This window comes from Sandarakinorhabdus oryzae (assembly GCF_009733735.1).
GTDB lineage: Bacteria > Pseudomonadota > Alphaproteobacteria > Sphingomonadales > Sphingomonadaceae > Sandarakinorhabdus > Sandarakinorhabdus oryzae.
This window is the reverse complement of sequence record NZ_WNJP01000054.1, coordinates 1-16,890: the sequence shown is the minus strand read 5'-3', so window position 1 is coordinate 16,890 and position 16,890 is coordinate 1. Positions and strand designations below refer to the sequence as shown.

Below are 16,890 nucleotides of genomic sequence, written 5' to 3'. Positions count from 1 at the left end.
CATGCAGGCCCGGGTCGGCCCGCTGCTCGCCGCCGCGCCGCTGCCGGCGGGCCGGCAGGATCTTGTCCACGACGGCTTGCCGCTGCGCATCATCCGCCCGGCCACGCCTGGCCCGCACAAGGTTGTGCTGTTCCTGCACGGCGGCGGCTGGGTGGTGTGCAACAACGACACCCACCAGCCCATCGCGGTGGCCGTCGCCCGTGCCACCGACGCGGCCGTGGTGATGGTCGATTATCGCCTCGCCCCCGAACATGCCTTCCCGGCCGCCGTTGACGATTGCCTGGCCGGCCTGGCCTGGGTGCGCACGCAGGGTGCTGACCATGGCCTTGATGCATCACGTATCGTCGTTGCCGGCGATTCGGCGGGCGGCAACCTGGCCGCGGTGGTGGCGGCACACGCGCCCGATCTTGCCGGACAGTGGCTGATCTACCCGGTCACCGATCATCCCGATCCGGTGCGCTATCCCAGCTATGCCGAGAATGACCAAGGCTATGGCCTCTCCACCGCCGCCATGCGCTGGTATTGGGGGCAATATGGCGGCGATGGCCCCGATGCCCGGCCCATGCTGCGCGAAGACCTGTCCGGCCTGCCGCCGGCGCTGGTGCAGACCGCACAATATGACGTGCTGCGCGACGAGGGTGAGGCCTATGCCGCCCGACTGGCGGCGGCCGGCGTGCCCGTTGCCTGCAGCCGCCACGCCGGCATGACCCATGGCTTCCTGTCGATGGTCGGCCTGCTGCCAGGCGCCGATCTGGCGCTTGACGAAGCCGCAGCCTGGTTGAAGACCAGACTGGGCTGAAAGCCCGTCCCAACTGAAATCGAACAAGCGGCGGCTTAGGGGAAAATCACGGCTTGGTCTTTGCGGTCCAGCCGTGGCACATTGTTGCTCAGGGTCGATCCACGCAGCTGTTTCCGGGGGGAAGCGCGTCATGACCGATCCGCAGGCAATCCCGGCAATCACTCTTGATGGCGACGCACAGGGCCGAGCCCTCGATTGCGATCTGATCATGAAGGGCGGCGTAACCAGCGGGCTGGTCTATCCCGGGGCCATCGCCACGCTGTCGGAAACCTACCGTCTGCGCAACATTGGTGGCACGTCGGCCGGCGCCATTGGCGCGGTGGCGGCGGCTGCGATGGAATATGGCCTGCGCACCGGGCGCAATACGAACGCGCGCGAAACCATGGCCTGGCTGCACAGGGAACTGGCTGCGACCACCGATCAGGGCGCCTCGCGACTGGATGCGATGTTCTGCGGTGATCCGGGCACGGCGCCGCTGCTCGATGCGTTGAAGGGCCTGCTCAATAGCCGGCCCGCTGCCCTGTTCACCCTCATCGGCGCCGCCCGCCCCACGCTGCCGGATAGCGCCCGTCGCGCCCTGCGCCTCACCGCCGCTGCAACGATCCTCGAAACACTGGCCGCTGCTGGCCTGGCCTGGTTGCTCACCAGCGGATGCAGCGCTGGCTGGCAGGGACTGGCCACCGGGCTGGCAACGGTGGCCAGCTTTGCCGCGACCGGCTGGTGGAACCTGCGCGGCAGCCTGGCCCAGGCCGTCAGCCCGTCGCTGGATGAGGTCAACCGCCTGCTGCAACCCGTGGTGGCCAATGGTCTTGGCCTCGCCACCGGCCTGGCGCTGCCGGCCCACACCATCAACCAGCGCCAGGTGCCCTCGCTCACGCATTGGCTGCACCAGACCATCCAGTCGCTGGCCGGCCACGACGCCGATCGGCCGGAAGCGGTGCTGACGTTCGGCAAGCTGTGGTCGCTCGGATTGGATGCGGAGCCCAGCGCCTATGGGCCGCGCGCCATCGATCTGGTGCTGGTCTGCAGCGATCTCAACCGCGTGCAATCGGCCAGCTTCCCTTTCCTGCCGGACAATCAGCGGCTGTTCTATGATCCCGATGAATGGGTGCGGCTGTTCCCCGAACCGGTGCTGCAGGCGCTGGCAGCCAGGGCGTGGCAGATCCGGAGCAATCCGATGCCCGATGACCTGGGTTACCGCACGCAGGACGTGATCGAAGCCGCCGCCGCCCACGGCGACCTGGGCGATCGCCTGCGCCTGTTGCCGAAGGGCCGCCACATCCCGATCCTCGTCGGCACGCGTGCCTCCATGGCATTTCCCGGCCTGTTCACCCCGCTGCCGCTGTGGGTGTTGCGCTGGGTGGGCAGACCCGAGGTGCAGGACGAACGCCGGCCGGTGCTGTCGCGGGTCTATCTTTCCGATGGCGGCATCACCTCCAATTTCCCCATCCACCTGTTCGATTCGGTCGTGCCAAGCCGACCCACCTTCGCCATCAACCTGCTGTACCCGGACGATGATCTGTCCATCGAGGAGTATCGCGAGCTCGACGGCGCCGCGATCCGCGGCAAGGCGGTGCCCGGCAATGTCCGCACCCTGGGCGGCACCCGCGAGCGCAGCGAAGGCCAGGTGCTGGCCGACCTCATCATGCCGTTTGCCGATGGCGACCGTGTGACCTTCTACAAGGAACCCGCCACCGGAACCGCGCTGGCACGGCTGGCTGGCCTTGGCCTGCGCGTGGTCGAAACCGCCCGCACTTGGGGCGATGTCAGTCTTTACAACCAGGTCGGCATGCGCGACCGCATCATCCACGTGCGCCTGGCCGGCAGCGAAGGTGGCTTCAATCTCAGCATGCCATCGCAGACCATCACCACGCTCAACGAGAAGGGCGTCTATGCCGGCACGGTCCTGGCCTGCCGTTTCCGCCGCGAGGATCCGGTGGATCCGCTCGATGACCCCGATCGCCCGCGCTTTACGCTCACCTGGGCCAACCACCGCCGCATCCGCACCGATGGCTTTCTGGCCGCGCAGGACCTGCTTTCAGGTCGCTTTGCGGAGCGGTGGCCATCCGTGAGCGCCGTCGTCACCGACCCGCATTTCCGCCAGGTGGCCACCATGCTGGCCAGCATCGGCGCGTTGGTGGTGCCGGCACCCGATCCGGTCGCTGCTGCCTTGCGGCCGCTCAACCTGCTCCGCATGCGCCCGGCCGAAAGCGATCCCCGCGCCAGCCGGCGTGCCGAACCCCCACCACCGTCAGCGCCCGCGACAGACTGAAGCGCGGCGGCCATGCCGCAGTGCACAAAAAGGCCGGCTGGGATAACCCCAACCGGCCTGATTCCTCCGTCTCAGGTGGCGCGGCGCGGCCCGCTGGCGATCCGACCCGCCAGCTGGCCCGCTGCCCAACCGATCAGAAGCGCACGCTGGCTTCCACGCCAAAGGTGCGCGGCATGTTGAAGTTGCCGTAATCACCCAGCACGTTGCTGTTGTTGCCGACCAGCAGGATATTCGGCACGCCGGCCACCGCCGTCGTCTGCACGGACGGCAGGCTGTTCGACGGGTCGCGGCGATAGACATACTGGTTGTTGAACAGGTTGCGGCTCCAGGCGCTGATCGTCAGCTTGGCATCGCCCGGCAGCTTGACGTCGGTCAGGCTGATGCGGCCATTGACCACGAACGAGGCATCGGCCTTGGTCGCGAACTGGTCAAAGGTCTGCGTCGCCTGGGCATAGTTGGCGTCGAGGTGGAACTTCACCTTGGTGTCGCTGTTGGCACTGATGCGGGTCGCATAGTCGATCGAGCCACTGGCGGCATTGCGCGGGGTGAACACGATGTAGAACTTCTGCGGCACGGTGGTGACGTTGCCGGTCGGCACACCCGCAGAGGTACGCTCCACATAGGTCACCGGCACCAGCGGAATGTCGGTGTAGGTGTAGGCATAGGAGGCAGCGAGGGTCAGGCCTTCGAACGGATTGACCGTCAGATCGGCTTCGATGCCGCGGATCTTGGTCGTGCCCGGGGCGTTGATCGTCACCAGGTTGTTGAAGTTGCCCGATGCTGTCGGCTGGATGGTCGACAGGTCAACCTGGCTGTTGGTGCGATCCATCAAATAGGCGGCCACGTTGAAGCGCGCCCGGCGGTCGAAGAATTCCGACTTGAAGCCGACTTCGTAGGACTTCACCTGTTCCGGATCGAACGCCTGATAGTTGGACGTGCGGCTGCTGGCGCCGCCGGCGCGATAGCCCGAGGCATATTTGGCATAGACGTGGATATCGTCGTTGACGTCATAGGCCAGGGTCGCAACCGGATCGAAGCGGTTCCACGTCTTGTCGAGCGGGGTGTAGCCGTTGGCCGCTGCCACCGTCGGGTTGGTGACATAGTTGACGTTGCGCGAGATCAGCAGGGCGCCCTGCTTCTTGTCCTTGGTGTAACGGCCGCCCACGGTCAGGTGCAGGCTGGGATCGATGTTCCAGGTGACGTTGGTATAGGCGGCAAAGCTGCGCGAACGCACGGCGCTGGCGCGGTCGATCGAGCGGCAGCCCGGATCCCAGCCAAAGCCCGACGAACCGGTGCAGCTGTTGAGCACGACATAGGAGTAGCCGCTGGTCTGGCCGGCCGTGGTATAGCCCTGGATGGCCATCGAGTTCGGCGTGAACGCGTCATCGCTCACCCGTTCGTTGAAATAATAGAGGCCGGCGACATAATCGACCTTGCCGATGGTGCCGACCGCCTGCAGTTCCTGGCTGAACTGGCGCTGGCGCAGGTTGGCGTTGGAATAGCGGCTGAAGTTGCAAGCGTTGCCGGTGCAGCCCGGCGCCACCACCGGCACGCGGTGATAGCCACCCGAATTGTCCCACTGTTCCACATCGACACCGCGCCAGGCGGTGATCGAGCGGATCTCGATCTCCGGCGCCACCTTCCACTTGAACATGTTGGTGATGCCGAAGGTTTCATCGACGCTCTTGGCCTGCGGCACGCCGATGTCGGCGGTGCGCATCAGTGTGCTGCCGTTGACGACGACGCCGGGCAGCAGCGGCTGCACGGTGCCGCGGGTGCCGGTGAAGGCGGTGCCCGGCGTCACGCAGGTGCTGCCGGCCGGAATGGCCAGCGGCGTGGTGTTGGAACCGCCCGACAGGCAGTTGTTGGGGTTGTAGTTCAAGAGCTGGCTGTAGAAGGGCGAGTTCTTGTCACGCGCACCGTCAAAGCTCAGCGTGTTGCTGATGCCGTCCGCCGGCGACCACTTGGCGGCCACGCGCACGCCTTCACGATCAAAGAAGCCCCAGCCAACCTGGCCAGGCAGCGGGTTGGCGGTCACGGCGTCCTGGTACTGCTTCACCACGTCCACCTTGACGGCGATGTTGGCGACAGCCGGCAGATCGATGTGGGCCTGCAGCGTGTAGGCGCCCAGGTTGCCGTAACCGGCGGAAACATTGCCACCGAACTCGCCGGTCGGCTCCTTGGTGACGATGGAGAGCGCGCCGCCTTCGGTGTTGCGGCCGAACAGCGTGCCCTGCGGGCCCTTCAGCACCTCGATACGCTCGACATCGAACAGCGCGGCATTGAGGCCGTGCTGGCGGCCGAGATAGACGCCGTCGATATAGACGCCAACGCCCTGCTCACGCGCCGGCTGGTTGGCGTCGAGCGGCACGATGCCGCGAATGCCGATGGTCAGCGCTGACTGGCGGGCTTCGAAGGTGGCGACCCGCAGGGAGGGCACGCCGCCATCCGCGAGGTCGAGCAGGCTCTGCACCCGGCGCTCCTTCAGCGCCGCGCCGCCCAGCACCGAGATGGAGATCGGCGTCTGCTGCAGGTTGGTGGCGCGCTTGGTGGCGGTCACCACGATTTCCTGAATCCCCTCGTCGGCAGCCTGCGCCACGTCGGCGGCGGGCGCCGGTGCTTCAGCGGTCTGGGCAAAAGCGGCGGTGGTGAACGAAAGGCTGGCGATGGCGATGGCCATCACGCTGCTGGCGGTCTTCATTTGGGGGTCCTTGTCTTGATGACAGAAAAATTGCGGTTGTTCGCCCTTGGCGCCGCCCTAATGACCGTCCGTGACAGGGACGCGACAATCAGGTTGCAGGCCTGTTGCCATTTGGTGACAGAAAGATGACATGGCCGACTGTTGCTGCAGCGCAACAGTCGCCTCTGCCGGCCTCAGCCGAATTGCCCTCATGACAGCGCCGGCCATTGCGCCTATGGCCAGCCGCGATGCGCACCGGCCTTTCCCATATCGACGCGTGGATCTTCGATCTCGACAACACGCTCTACCCGGCGCATTCGTCGCTGTTCCCGCAGATCGATGCGCGCATGGGCCTCTATATCCAGCGCCTGCTGAACGTGGACGCCGCCGAAGCCCACCGCATCCAGAAGGGCCTGTTCCATTCGCACGGCATGACGCTGCCCGGCCTGATGGCCCTGCACAATATCGATCCGCACGATTTCCTGGCCCAGGTTCACGATGTCGATCTGGAAGTGATCCGCCCGCACCCGGAACTCGGCAACCTGATCAGCCGGCTGCCGGGCCGAAAATTTGTCTTCACCAACGCCGATGCGCCCTATGCCGAACGCGTGCTCGAACGCCTCGGCCTCACCCACGCCTTCGACGCGCTGCACGATATCCACGCGCTGGATTATGTGCCCAAGCCGCAGCCGCCGGCCTATCTGCACATGTGCCAGACCCACGGCATCACCCCCACAAGCGCGCTGTTTGTCGAGGACATGGCGCGCAACCTGGCGCCCGCCAAGGCAATCGGGATGACGACCGTGTGGATCGACAACGGCAGCGAACAGGGGCCCGATGTTGGCCATGCCCATATCGATTATCGCATCAACGACCTCGCCGCCTTCCTGGCCGAGGTGCTCACTGAAGTGGAGCCGACATGACCATCGAAGCCATCATCAACGCCGGCTGGGAAGAGCGCGGCAGCGTCAACAGCGCCACCCACGGCGAACTGCGTGAAGCCGTTGACCTGGCGCTGGCCGGGCTCGATTCCGGCACGCTGCGGGTTGCCGAGCCGGACGGCACCACCCACCAGTGGCTGAAGAAGGCCGTGCTGCTCAGCTTCCGCCTGCACGACAACGTGGTGATGCCCGGCTTCGGTCACGCCGGCTTCTACGACAAGGTGCCGCTGAAGTTCGACAATTGGGATGATACGGACTTCCGCGCTGCCGGTTTCCGCGCTGTCCCCGGCGCCGTCGTCCGCCGCGGCGCCTATATCGCGCCCGGCGCCGTCCTCATGCCCAGCTTCGTCAACATCGGCGCCCGTGTCGGCAAGGGCACCATGGTCGATACCTGGGCCACGGTCGGTTCGTGCGCGCAGATCGGCGAAAATGTCCACATCTCCGGCGGCGCCGGCATCGGCGGCGTGCTCGAACCGCTGCAGGCCAACCCGGTCATCATCGGGGACAACGCCTTCATCGGCGCCCGTGCCGAAGTCGCCGAAGGCGTCATCGTCGGCGAAGGCGCCGTGCTCTCGATGGGCGTCTATCTGGGCGCCAGCACCAAGATCATCGATCGCGCCACCGGCGAAATCCACATGGGCCGCGTGCCGCCCTATTCGGTGGTCGTCTCCGGCTCACTGCCCGGCAAGCCGCTGCCCGACGGCACGCCAGGGCCGAACCTCTATTGCGCGGTGATCGTGAAGACGGTGGACGCGCAGACGCGCAGCAAGACCGGCATCAACGAACTGCTGCGCGACTGATCACGCCTGTGGGGCCGGGATTGCGCCCGGCCCCACAGGTGCTTCATCTGCAATCGGCTCAGGCCACCTTGAACCCTTCGCGGTTCATGCGGTTGGTCAACGCCGTCTTCTCTGCGTCGGTCAGCATCACCTGCAACGCCGGGAAAACCTCGTCCTCCTCTTCGCGCACATGCGATTCAAACGCCGTGCGGATGGCAGCCACCTTCTCCAGGAAGCCCGGGCGCTTCTCCTTGCCGATCATCTCCAGCTCATACAGCCCCTGCTTCACCTCGAAATGATCCGCGTTCAGGCTCTCCGCGACGTCGGCCTGGCCATGCGCGGCGACCACGCAATACACCACATATTCTTCCTGCACCTGGTGCTTGCCCATTGCATGCTGCAGCTCGAACACCAGCGCCGCGCGCTTGGCCATGTCCTCCTCGCGCGTCGCTGCCAGTTTCTCCAGCAAGCCCCGCGCCACCTGGTGCTCAGCCTTCAAGCCCTCGAACCAGTCCCCTGCCGCAAACGTCGCCGCCTGCGCCGCCGCCTTGCGGCCGGCCGACACCATCATGCCCAGGCCAAAACCCGCCACCCCGGCCATCAAGGCCGACGTGCCGCCCTTGCCCATCGCCGTCTTCATCTCCGTCTTGCGTGCGCTCGTATCCGTCATGGTGAAATCTCCTTTTCCCATGACGATCAAACCCACGTCGCACGCAAATGTTCCCGGACTGCGCTGGGTTCGTCCGGCTTTCCGGTCAGCCTGCCCCGGGCTGACAAGCAGCAGAAAAGTCTGGGCCTCCCAGGCCCCCCCTTACTTCTTCGCCGCCGCCGCGACCTCGTACAGCAGGTCCACCCACGCCAGCGACGCCTCGTCGATCCCCGCCACCTTGGGGTCGCTGCTCTTGATCAGATACCATTCGTTGGGCGCATGGGCGCCGTTGCCGCGCGAGAGGCCGAACTGGCCGGTGGGCAGATTCAGCGGGGCGCCGTTGAAGATGGCGCCTGGCCAGCTGCCGGCGTTGCGCACGATCAGGCGATAGGGGATGCCTTCCTTCTCCAGCGTGCGGCGCTGCGCCGTCACCAGCGCGGCATTCTCGTCGGTCTGGTTCGGGCCATAGCCGCCGCTCACCACCACTTTCACGTCATCGAAACCGCGCTTCAGCAGATGCGCCTTCAGCTTCGCCTCGGCCTCGGCCCGCGTCATGTTCGGCACCAGCCGGAACTCCAGCTTGGCCTCCGCCCGGCTGGGCAGCACGGTCTTGCCGCCGGGTCCCATATAGCCGCTCACCAGCCCCTGGATGTTCACCGTCGGCTGGCTGGCCAGACGTTCGGTGCTGGTCTGATAATCCTCGTCGTTGATCCAGCGGCCCACACCCACCGCCGCCTTGGCTTCGGCCTCGCTGGTGCCCTTCAGCCCTTCGGCGATGATCTCCTTCTGCCGGGGCGTAAGCGGCGCCACATGCTCGAACCAGCCATCGATGGTCGGCGTGTGGCCATCATCGGCGACCAGCGTGTCGAGCGCCTTCACCAGCCGCCACGCCGGGCTTTCCACCCGCGCGTGCACGCTGCTATGCACATCGGCCTTGGGATAGCGATCACTCGTCTCCCCGCCCACGATCAGCTGGAACTCCACCGCGCCCTTGGCGCCCAGGCTGATGCCGGCGGTGCCCTGGCTGTTCTGCAACGACGACGCGCCGATGATGCCCACGGTCCGCTTCAGCGCCGCCGCCACCTCCGGATTGGCGACCACGTTGGGCAGGTTGGTGGAGGCAATCTCCTCCTCGCCTTCCGCAATCAGCACCAGGTTCACCGGCAGCTTGCGCCCGGTCGCCTTGAACGCCTGCAACGCCGCCAGGAACGCCGTCTGCGGCCCCTTCTGGTTGACCGCGCCGCGGCCCACGATCACCTGGCCCACCCCGGGCCGATCGACCAGCCGACCCTCCAGCGGCGGCGACGACCACTCCGCCGGGTCAAAATGCTTCACATCATACATCATGTAGATGCCCAGCGTGACCGGCGCGCCGGCATCCAGCGTCGCCAGCACCGCCGGCACGCCACCCGATTCCACCACCTTGGCTTGGCTGAAGCCGGCATCGAGGGCCAGCTTGCTCATATACTGAGCGCCCTCCTTCACATTCATGCCCATCGCCGCAATCGTCGGCAGCGCGATCCAGTCGCGCAGATCCTGCACCGTCCGGTCATGCCGCGCCGCAATCGCCGCCGCAAACGCCGCCCGCTTCGGCGTGGACGGCCCCGGCGCCGCCACCGCCGATACACTCACCGTGGCCAACGCCAGCGCAATCATCATTCGACGCATGTTCGATCCCCCATTTGGTGCCGTGATTTGCCTTGGTGTCCCGCGCGGGGGAGGGCGCGTCAAGCTGCCAAGAGGAAGAAAGGGTGCCTCCGGCGGGCAGGGACTCAGTCCCTGCACCCGTTTGTTTTTGGCCGGCATGCTGGCTCATCCTGAGGTCTGACTGTATGGAGCGACGCAAAGCGCAATCGGAGGACATATGCCCGCCACCCAACGAAATGCCTTTGAAAATCCACTGGAACTATATCGGAGACTGCAGGAAGCTTGGTCTGCCGAGACGGCCAGCCCGCTTGACGGCTGGACGGCGAGCAATCCCGCGAAAAATCATTGCAGCGTGACCGCCTTGATTGTTCAAGACCACTTCGGGGGCGAAATTCTCACGACAAGAACCGTTGGAGGCACGCACTTCTACAATCTGATCGACGGGGTGCGTTGGGATTTGACGATCGGCCAGTTTGCGGAGCCTGTTCCCTTTGAAGACAATCCATCGTCGCGTGAGGCCGCCATGCGCGACACAACGCCTGAGAAATATCGCGCCCTATCATTTCGCTTGCGGGGGACCTGAAAACAAACGGGTGCAGGGCCCGAGACCCTGCCCGCCAGAGGCCCGCTTCCTATCCCCTTTGTCCCTTGCCACGCCGCCCCCGCCCCGCTTTGATGCGCGCAGGTTCAAGAGGGGTCTTTCCATGCGTCTCGCACTTGCCGGCCTGTTGGCCGCCAGCATTGCCGTTCCCGCCAGCGCGCAGGTGGTGCGGCCGGATCAGCAGGCGTTCCGGTCGCTTTACAAGGAGTTGGTGGAGACCAACACCGATCATGTCACCGGCAGTTGCACGCTGGCGGCGCAACAGATTGCGGCGCGGTTGAAGGCGGCGGGATATGCCGAGGCGGATCTCAACCTGTTCGTGCCGGAGGGGTTGCCGCTGGATGGTGGCCTGATCGCGACGCTGCCGGGCAGTGATGCGAAGCAAGGCGCCATGATCCTGCTGGCGCACCTGGACGTGGTGGAGGCGCGGCGCGAGGACTGGGTGCGCGATCCCTTCACCCTGGTCGAGGAGGGCGGCTGGTTTTATGGCCGTGGCAGCGCCGACGACAAGGCGCAGGCGGCGATCTATTCCGACACCATGATCCGGTTGAAGCAGGCCGGGGCCCGGCCGGCGCGCACGATCAAGCTGATGCTGACCTGCGGCGAGGAATCGGGCGCGCGCATCAACAATGTGCGCTGGCTGATCGAGAAGCACCCGGAGTGGATCAAGGCCGATTTCGCCCTGAACGAAGGGGGTGGCGGCGCCCTGAAGCCGGATGGCACGCCGCTGGCGCTGAGCCTGCAGGCCGGCGAGAAGGTGAGCCAGAATTTCCGCGTGGAGGCGTTGAACCCCGGCGGCCACTCCTCCGTGCCGCGGCCCGACAATGCCATTTATGCGCTGTCCACGGCGCTCAACCGCATTGCCGCGCATGAGTTCCCGGTGCGCTTCAACGAGGTGACCAAGGGCTTTTTCACCAGCGTGAGCGCCACGATGCCCGGCCCGATGGGCGCGGCGATGCTGCGGCTGGTGGCCAATCCGGCCGATGCCGACGCCGATGCCATCGTGTCGAAGGATGCGCGCTTCCATTCAATGTTGCGCACCACCTGCGTGGCGACCTTGCTGGAGGGCGGCCATGCCATCAACGCGCTGCCGCAGCGGGCGCGGGCCAACATCAACTGCCGCATGTTCCCGTCGGATTCCGTCGAGTTCGTCACCGCCCAGCTGAAGGCGGCGGTGGGCGATGCGCCGGTGAGCGTGACCGCGGTGCCGCCGTTCAACCCGGTCAACCCGGTGCCGAAACTGGCGACGGTGCTGGGCGCCTCGGAAAAGCTGGCCAAGCGCTATTTCCCCGGCGTGCCGATCGTGCCGACCATGTCCACCGGCGCCACCGATGGCCGGTTCCTGATCGCCGCCGGGGTGCCGACCTATGGCGTGCCCGGCCTGTTGTCTGACGGCAGCACCAACGCCCACGGCCTCAATGAGCGCATTTCGGTGAAATGGCTCATGCACGGCCGCGATTATCTGTACGACCTCGTCCGCGAACTGGCCGGGGTGAAGGGGAAATGACAATGCGCATCATGCTGGCGGCCTTGGCCGCGTTGACCTCCACGACCGCCCTCGCCCAGGCGCCACTGCGCCCGGACCAGGTGGCGTTTCGCGATCTCTACAAGGAACTGGTGGAGACCAACACCACCGTGTCGTCCGGCAGCTGCAACCTCGCCGCCGAGCGGATGGCGGCGCGGTTGAAGGCGGCGGGCTATCAGGATGCCGATATCAAGCTGTTCCCCGGCTCCGCAGAGCGTCCGCTTGATGGCGGGCTGGTCGCCACGCTGCCGGGCAAGGATCCGAAGGCCAAGGCGCTCCTGCTGCTGTCGCACCTCGATGTGGTGGAGGCCAAGCGCGCCGATTGGGAGCGGGACCCCTTCACTTTCATCGAGGAGGGCGGCTGGTTCTATGGCCGCGGCGTTTCGGACGACAAGGCGCATGGCGCCATTTTCACCGACGCGATGATCCGGCTGAAGCAGGGCAAACCGCCCAGGCGCACGGTGAAGCTGGCGCTGACCTGCGGCGAGGAAGGCGGGCCGTTCAACAGTGCCGAATGGCTCGTGAAGAACCACCGCGACTGGATCGAGGCCGAGTTTGCCCTGAACGAAGGCGGCGGCGGCAAGGCCGATGCCACGGGCAAGCCCGTGAGCCTGGCGTTCCAGGCCGGCGAGAAGGTCTACCAGGATTTCGTGCTGGAAACCCGCAACCCCGGTGGCCACTCCAGCCGCCCGCGGCCCGACAACGCCATTTATGAACTGGCGGCCGGGCTGGTGCGGCTGAGCAAGAATGATTTCCCGGTGATCCTGAGCGACACCACGCGCGCTTATTTCAGCGAAATGGCGAAGATCAGCGACGCGCCCACCGCCGCCGCCATCAAGGCGCTGCTCGCCAATCCGGCCGACAGCGCGGCGGAGGCGATCGTGTCGAAGGATCCGGGCTGGCACTCCACGCTGCGCACCACGTGCGTTGCGACCATGCTCGATGCCGGCCATGCCCGGAATGCGCTGCCGCAGCGCGCGCAGGCCAATGTCAATTGCCGCATGTTCCCCGGTGAGAGCGTGGAGAAGGTGCGCGGCCAGATCGCCGAACGACTGGGCGATCCCACCATCAGCGTGACGCCGCGCGCCTCGGAAAATCCCGACACGCCGGCGCCGCCACCGCCGCTCTCGCCCATGGTCTATGGTCCGGCAGTCGCGCTGGCGACCAAGCACTTCCCCGGCATCCCGCTGATCCCGACCATGGCGACCGGCGCCACCGACGGCCGCTATCTCAATGCCAATGGCATCCCCACCTATGGCATGCCCGGCCGCTTCGGCATGCCCGATGGCAACGGCGTCCACGGCCTCAACGAGCGGATTTCCGTCGCCGGCGTGATGAAGGAGCGCGACTATCTGTTCGATCTGATCACCGCCTACGCCGCCAAGTAAGGACCTGAAAATGCGTGCCCTTTTCCTCGCCGCCACGCTGCTCACCGCCACGGCAGCCAGTGCCCAATATGCCAGCAAGCAGCCCGGCGAGCCGGCGTTCCGCGCGCTCTACAAGGAGATGGTGGAGACCGACACCAGCGTCACCACCGGCAGCTGCACCGCGCTCGCCGACAAGCTGGCAGTGCGTTTCAAGGCCGCTGGCTTCAGCGATGCCGACATCACCCAGTTCAGCGTGCCGGAGTTCCCCAAGGAAGGCGGCATCGTCGTCCACCTGAAGGGCAGTGACCCGAAAGCCAAGCCGATGCTGCTGCTCGGCCACCTCGACGTCGTCGCCGCCAAGCCGGAAGACTGGACGCGCAGCCCATTCAAGCTGATCGAGGAGAACGGCTATTTCTATGGCCGCGGCACCTTTGACGACAAGGCGCAGGCCGCGATCTGGGCCGATCTGCTCATCCGCATCAAGCAGGCCGGCAAGGCGCCGCAACGCACGCTGAAACTGGCGCTGACCTGCGGCGAGGAGACCACCTATGCCTTCAACGGCGCCGACTGGCTGGCCAGGAACCGCCCCGATCTGATCAGCGCCGAATTCGGCCTGAACGAAGGCGGCGGCGGCCGTTATGGCGATGATGGCAAGGTGCAGGGCCTGGCCGTGCAGGTCGGCGAGAAGACGGTGCAAAATTTCTGGGTGGAGGCCACCAACCCCGGCGGCCATTCGAGCGTGCCGCGGCCCGACAATGCCATCACCGACCTCGCCCGCGCCGTGGTGGCGATCAACACCTATGACTTCCCGGTGCAGTTCAACGACACAACCCGTGCCTATTTCACCGGGCTTTCCAAGGCTTTGCCTGCGCCAATAGGCCCCGCCATCACCCGCCTGCTGGCCAATCCGCAAGACGCCGAGGCCAACGCCATCATCAGCCAGGACCCGACCAACCACAGCGTGCTGCGCACAACCTGCGTCGCCACCCTGCTGGAGGCCGGCCATGCCGAAAACGCCCTGGCCCAGCGCGCCCGCGCCAACGTCAATTGCCGCATGTTCCCCGGCACCGATCCCAATGCGGTGAAGGCAGTGTTCGAGCGGCTGATCGCCAACCCGAAGGTGACGGTGACGCTGAAGCCGCCCGTCCGCTCGGTTGCCGCCTCGCCGCCGATGACGCCATCCATCATCGGCCCGATGCAGACCATTGCCGCCAGGCATTTCCCCGGCGCGCCCTTCCTGCCGATGATGTCCACCGGCGCCACCGATGCCATCTACATCATGCCGATCGGTATCCCGATCTATGGCGCACCCGGCACGCTGATCGATCCCGATGGCAACGGCATCCACGGCCTCAACGAACGCATCAAGGTGGAGAGCCTGATGAAGGGCCGCGATTACCTGTCAGATCTGGTGGTGGCGCTGGCCAACCCGAAATGAGCCCGTCGCACTGGCGCCGGGGCGGCTGACCGCCTACATCAGCGTCATGGACATCGCCCACCTGCTCACGCCCGAAGCCCTGGCCGCCTTTGGCCAGGTGGTGCTGATCGATGTCGTGCTGGCCGGGGACAACGCCATCGTGGTCGGCGCGCTCGCCGCCGGGCTGCCCGCGGCGCAGCGCAAGAAGGTGATCCTGATCGGCATCATGGCGGCGCTGGTGCTGCGCATCGGTTTCGCGCTGGCCGTCACCCAGTTGCTGCAGATCGTCGGCCTGATCCTGGCTGGTGGCCTGCTGCTGCTGTGGGTGGCCTGGCGCATGTGGCGGGAAATCAACCCACGCGCCGCCTATATCGACGCGCCGGGCGAATCCGATGATTTCGTCGCCCACGATGCACCGCCCCCGGCCAAGAGCTTTGCCGCCGCGGCCTGGTCAGTGGCCCTGGCCGACGTGTCAATGAGCCTCGACAATGTGCTCGCCGTCGCCGGCGCCGCGCGCGAACATCCCGATATCCTGATCGCCGGCCTGGTGCTGTCGGTCGCCCTGATGGGCATCGCCGCCAACATCATCGCCCAGTATATCGAGCGCTATCGCTGGATTGCCTATATTGGCCTTGTCGTGATCGTCTATGTCGCGTTCAAGATGATCTGGGAGGGCATGCACGAAGTCGCGCCCATGGTGCAGCCGATGATGGGCATGTAGGCTTTCAGGGCACCAGCACCGTCGATCCCGTCGTGCGCCGCGCCGCCAGATCCTCGTGCGCCTTGGCCGCGTTGGCCAGCTTGTACCGCTGGTTGATCGCCAGCCTCAGCCCGCCGGACGCCATCATCTCCAGCACACGGCCCGCATACGTCTGCCGCTCCTCAGGCGTTGCATAATAGTCAAACAGCGTCGGCCGCGTCGTGAACAGCGACCCCTTGCGTGCCAGGATTCCCAGGTCCACGCCCGCCACCGGGCCCGAGGCATTGCCGAAGCTGATCAGCAACCCACGCCGCTTCAGGCTGTCGAGCGAGCTTTCCCAGCTCGCCTTGCCCACCCCGTCGAACACCACGTCGACGCCGCGTTCGCCGGTCAGCGTGCGCACCTCAGCCGCAACATCGGCCGTATCAAGCACGCCATGATCGGCCCCGTGCGCCGCCGCCAGCGCCAATTTCTCCTTGGTGCCGGCCACCGCAATCACCGTGGCGCCCACCAGCTTCAGCCATTGCACCAGCAGCAGCCCAACGCCGCCCGCCGCCGCCGGCACCAGGGCCCAATCGCCGGCCTGCACCTTGGCACAGCGCTCCACCAGGAACTCGGTGGTGCAGCCTTTCAGCAGGCCAGCCGCCGCCATCTCGTCGCTCACGCCATCGGGCAGCGGCACCACCGCGCCGGCGGCAATGTTGCGGTGCGTCGCATAGGCGCCGATCGGGCCCCAGCAATAGCCGACCCGCGTGCCCACCGGCAGCGTCACGCCGTCACCCACCGCCTCCACCACGCCGGCCGCTTCCAGCCCCAGGCCCGACGGCCAGGCGATCGGATACAGGCCCGAACGGTGATAGGTATCGATGAAGTTCAGCCCGATCGCGGTGTGCCGCAACAGCACCTCACCCGGCCCCGGCGGCGGCAGCGTGATGTCCTGCCACTGCATCACCTCTGGCCCGCCGGCGCTGTCGATGCGGATCGCCTTCATCCCTTGCTCCCCATTTGCGCCATGCTGCGCGGTAACGCATTGATTTCATTGAACCAAGAAGCCGACTCGGCGATCGCTTGCCGTGCCTCCCGTTCGCCCGCTACACTAATGCCTTGGTGGCCGACGAAAAGAGGCAAAGCGTAGATGAAGATCAGTTTCGACATTGATTGCACGCCCGAAGAGGCCCGCGCCTTTTTCGGCCTGCCCGATCTCGCGCCCCTGCACGACGTCTATCTCGATCGCATGAAATCGGCGATGACCGACGGCATCACTCCGGCCGATTGGCAGCGCATGATCCAGACCTGGGCGCCCGGCATCGCCGGCGGTTTTGAACAGTGGCAGAAACTGATGATGGCCGGGCTCGGCGCCGCGGCCGGCAAGCCCCCGAAAGGCTGACATCAGCATCATGACCGACACCATCGCGGCGCTGGCCAGCGGCCGGCCCCCCGCGGCGCTTGCCGTCATCCGCCTGTCCGGCCCCGCAGCCTTTGCCGCCGTGCGCACCCTCGCCGGCCGCCTGCC

15 protein-coding genes are annotated in these 16,890 nt (G+C 66.2%); 10 read left to right on the top strand and 5 right to left on the bottom strand.

Annotated elements, in window-relative coordinates; translation table 11 throughout:
- Together GJ693_RS07415 and GJ693_RS07410 are read left to right on the top strand one after the other, a co-directional pair.
- The coding region (locus GJ693_RS07415; RefSeq protein WP_156255688.1) for an alpha/beta hydrolase at window positions 1-799 on the top strand (799 nt) is incomplete at its 5' end.
- Window positions 800-929: 130 nt separating this feature from the next.
- Window positions 930-3,071, top strand: coding sequence for a patatin-like phospholipase family protein (locus tag GJ693_RS07410; protein ID WP_156255687.1), 2,142 nt, complete (start codon window positions 930-932; stop codon window positions 3,069-3,071).
- A gap of 133 nt (window positions 3,072-3,204) precedes the next feature.
- On the opposite strand, the gene GJ693_RS07405 is transcribed toward GJ693_RS07410, so the two are convergent.
- Window positions 3,205-5,772: a TonB-dependent receptor gene (locus GJ693_RS07405; RefSeq protein ID WP_156255686.1), complete on the bottom strand. Its 2,568-nt coding sequence runs from the start codon at window positions 5,770-5,772 to the stop codon at window positions 3,205-3,207.
- A gap of 227 nt (window positions 5,773-5,999) precedes the next feature.
- Here GJ693_RS07405 and GJ693_RS07400 point away from each other — a divergent pair, with 227 nt between their 5' ends.
- On the top strand, window positions 6,000-6,674 hold the full coding sequence (locus GJ693_RS07400) for a pyrimidine 5'-nucleotidase (RefSeq protein ID WP_156255685.1): 675 nt from the start codon (window positions 6,000-6,002) through the stop codon (window positions 6,672-6,674).
- Window positions 6,671-7,492 (top strand): 2,3,4,5-tetrahydropyridine-2,6-dicarboxylate N-succinyltransferase, encoded by an 822-nt coding sequence (dapD, locus tag GJ693_RS07395; RefSeq protein WP_156255684.1) that lies wholly within the window; start codon window positions 6,671-6,673, stop codon window positions 7,490-7,492. Before GJ693_RS07400 ends, dapD begins: the two co-directional genes overlap by 4 nt.
- 58 nt (window positions 7,493-7,550) lie before the next feature.
- Here dapD and GJ693_RS07390 read toward each other — a convergent pair whose 3' ends face one another.
- Together GJ693_RS07390 and GJ693_RS07385 are read right to left on the bottom strand one after the other, a co-directional pair.
- Entirely contained in the window at window positions 7,551-8,177 is a 627-nt protein-coding gene (locus GJ693_RS07390) for a hemerythrin domain-containing protein (RefSeq protein WP_156255683.1), read from the bottom strand.
- Window positions 8,178-8,282: 105 nt separating this feature from the next.
- Complete coding sequence (locus tag GJ693_RS07385; RefSeq protein WP_156255682.1) at window positions 8,283-9,788, bottom strand: M20/M25/M40 family metallo-hydrolase; 1,506 nt, start codon at window positions 9,786-9,788, stop codon at window positions 8,283-8,285.
- A gap of 196 nt (window positions 9,789-9,984) precedes the next feature.
- On the opposite strand from GJ693_RS07385, the gene GJ693_RS07380 reads away from it, so the two are divergent.
- From GJ693_RS07380 to GJ693_RS07360, 5 genes are all read left to right on the top strand, one after another.
- Window positions 9,985-10,350, top strand: coding sequence for a YunG family protein (locus GJ693_RS07380; RefSeq protein ID WP_156255681.1), 366 nt, complete (start codon window positions 9,985-9,987; stop codon window positions 10,348-10,350).
- A 121-nt stretch (window positions 10,351-10,471) separates the two neighbouring features.
- Window positions 10,472-11,875, top strand: coding sequence for a M20/M25/M40 family metallo-hydrolase (locus tag GJ693_RS07375; protein WP_156255680.1), 1,404 nt, complete (start codon window positions 10,472-10,474; stop codon window positions 11,873-11,875).
- Between the two features lie 2 nt (window positions 11,876-11,877).
- Window positions 11,878-13,281, top strand: coding sequence for a M20/M25/M40 family metallo-hydrolase (locus tag GJ693_RS07370; RefSeq protein WP_156255679.1), 1,404 nt, complete (start codon window positions 11,878-11,880; stop codon window positions 13,279-13,281).
- Between the two features lie 10 nt (window positions 13,282-13,291).
- Window positions 13,292-14,698 carry a M20/M25/M40 family metallo-hydrolase gene (locus GJ693_RS07365; protein ID WP_156255678.1) on the top strand — a complete coding sequence of 469 codons (1,407 nt, stop codon included), beginning with the start codon at window positions 13,292-13,294 and terminating at the stop codon, window positions 14,696-14,698.
- A 46-nt stretch (window positions 14,699-14,744) separates the two neighbouring features.
- Window positions 14,745-15,398 carry a YjbE family putative metal transport protein gene (locus GJ693_RS07360; RefSeq protein ID WP_197042035.1) on the top strand — a complete coding sequence of 218 codons (654 nt, stop codon included), beginning with the start codon at window positions 14,745-14,747 and terminating at the stop codon, window positions 15,396-15,398.
- A gap of 4 nt (window positions 15,399-15,402) precedes the next feature.
- Here the strand turns inward: GJ693_RS07360 and GJ693_RS07355 are convergent, their stop codons facing one another.
- Together GJ693_RS07355 and GJ693_RS07350 are read right to left on the bottom strand one after the other, a co-directional pair.
- Window positions 15,403-16,368 carry a quinone oxidoreductase family protein gene (locus tag GJ693_RS07355; protein ID WP_156255676.1) on the bottom strand — a complete coding sequence of 322 codons (966 nt, stop codon included), beginning with the start codon at window positions 16,366-16,368 and terminating at the stop codon, window positions 15,403-15,405.
- Window positions 16,365-16,532 carry a hypothetical protein gene (locus GJ693_RS07350; protein WP_156255675.1) on the bottom strand — a complete coding sequence of 56 codons (168 nt, stop codon included), beginning with the start codon at window positions 16,530-16,532 and terminating at the stop codon, window positions 16,365-16,367. Before GJ693_RS07350 ends, GJ693_RS07355 begins: the two co-directional genes overlap by 4 nt.
- Between GJ693_RS07350 and GJ693_RS07345 the strand changes: the two genes are divergently transcribed.
- Entirely contained in the window at window positions 16,513-16,764 is a 252-nt protein-coding gene (locus GJ693_RS07345) for a DUF6489 family protein (protein WP_156255674.1), read from the top strand. The genes GJ693_RS07350 and GJ693_RS07345 overlap by 20 nt on opposite strands.
- Window positions 16,765-16,890: the final 126 nt, after the last annotated feature.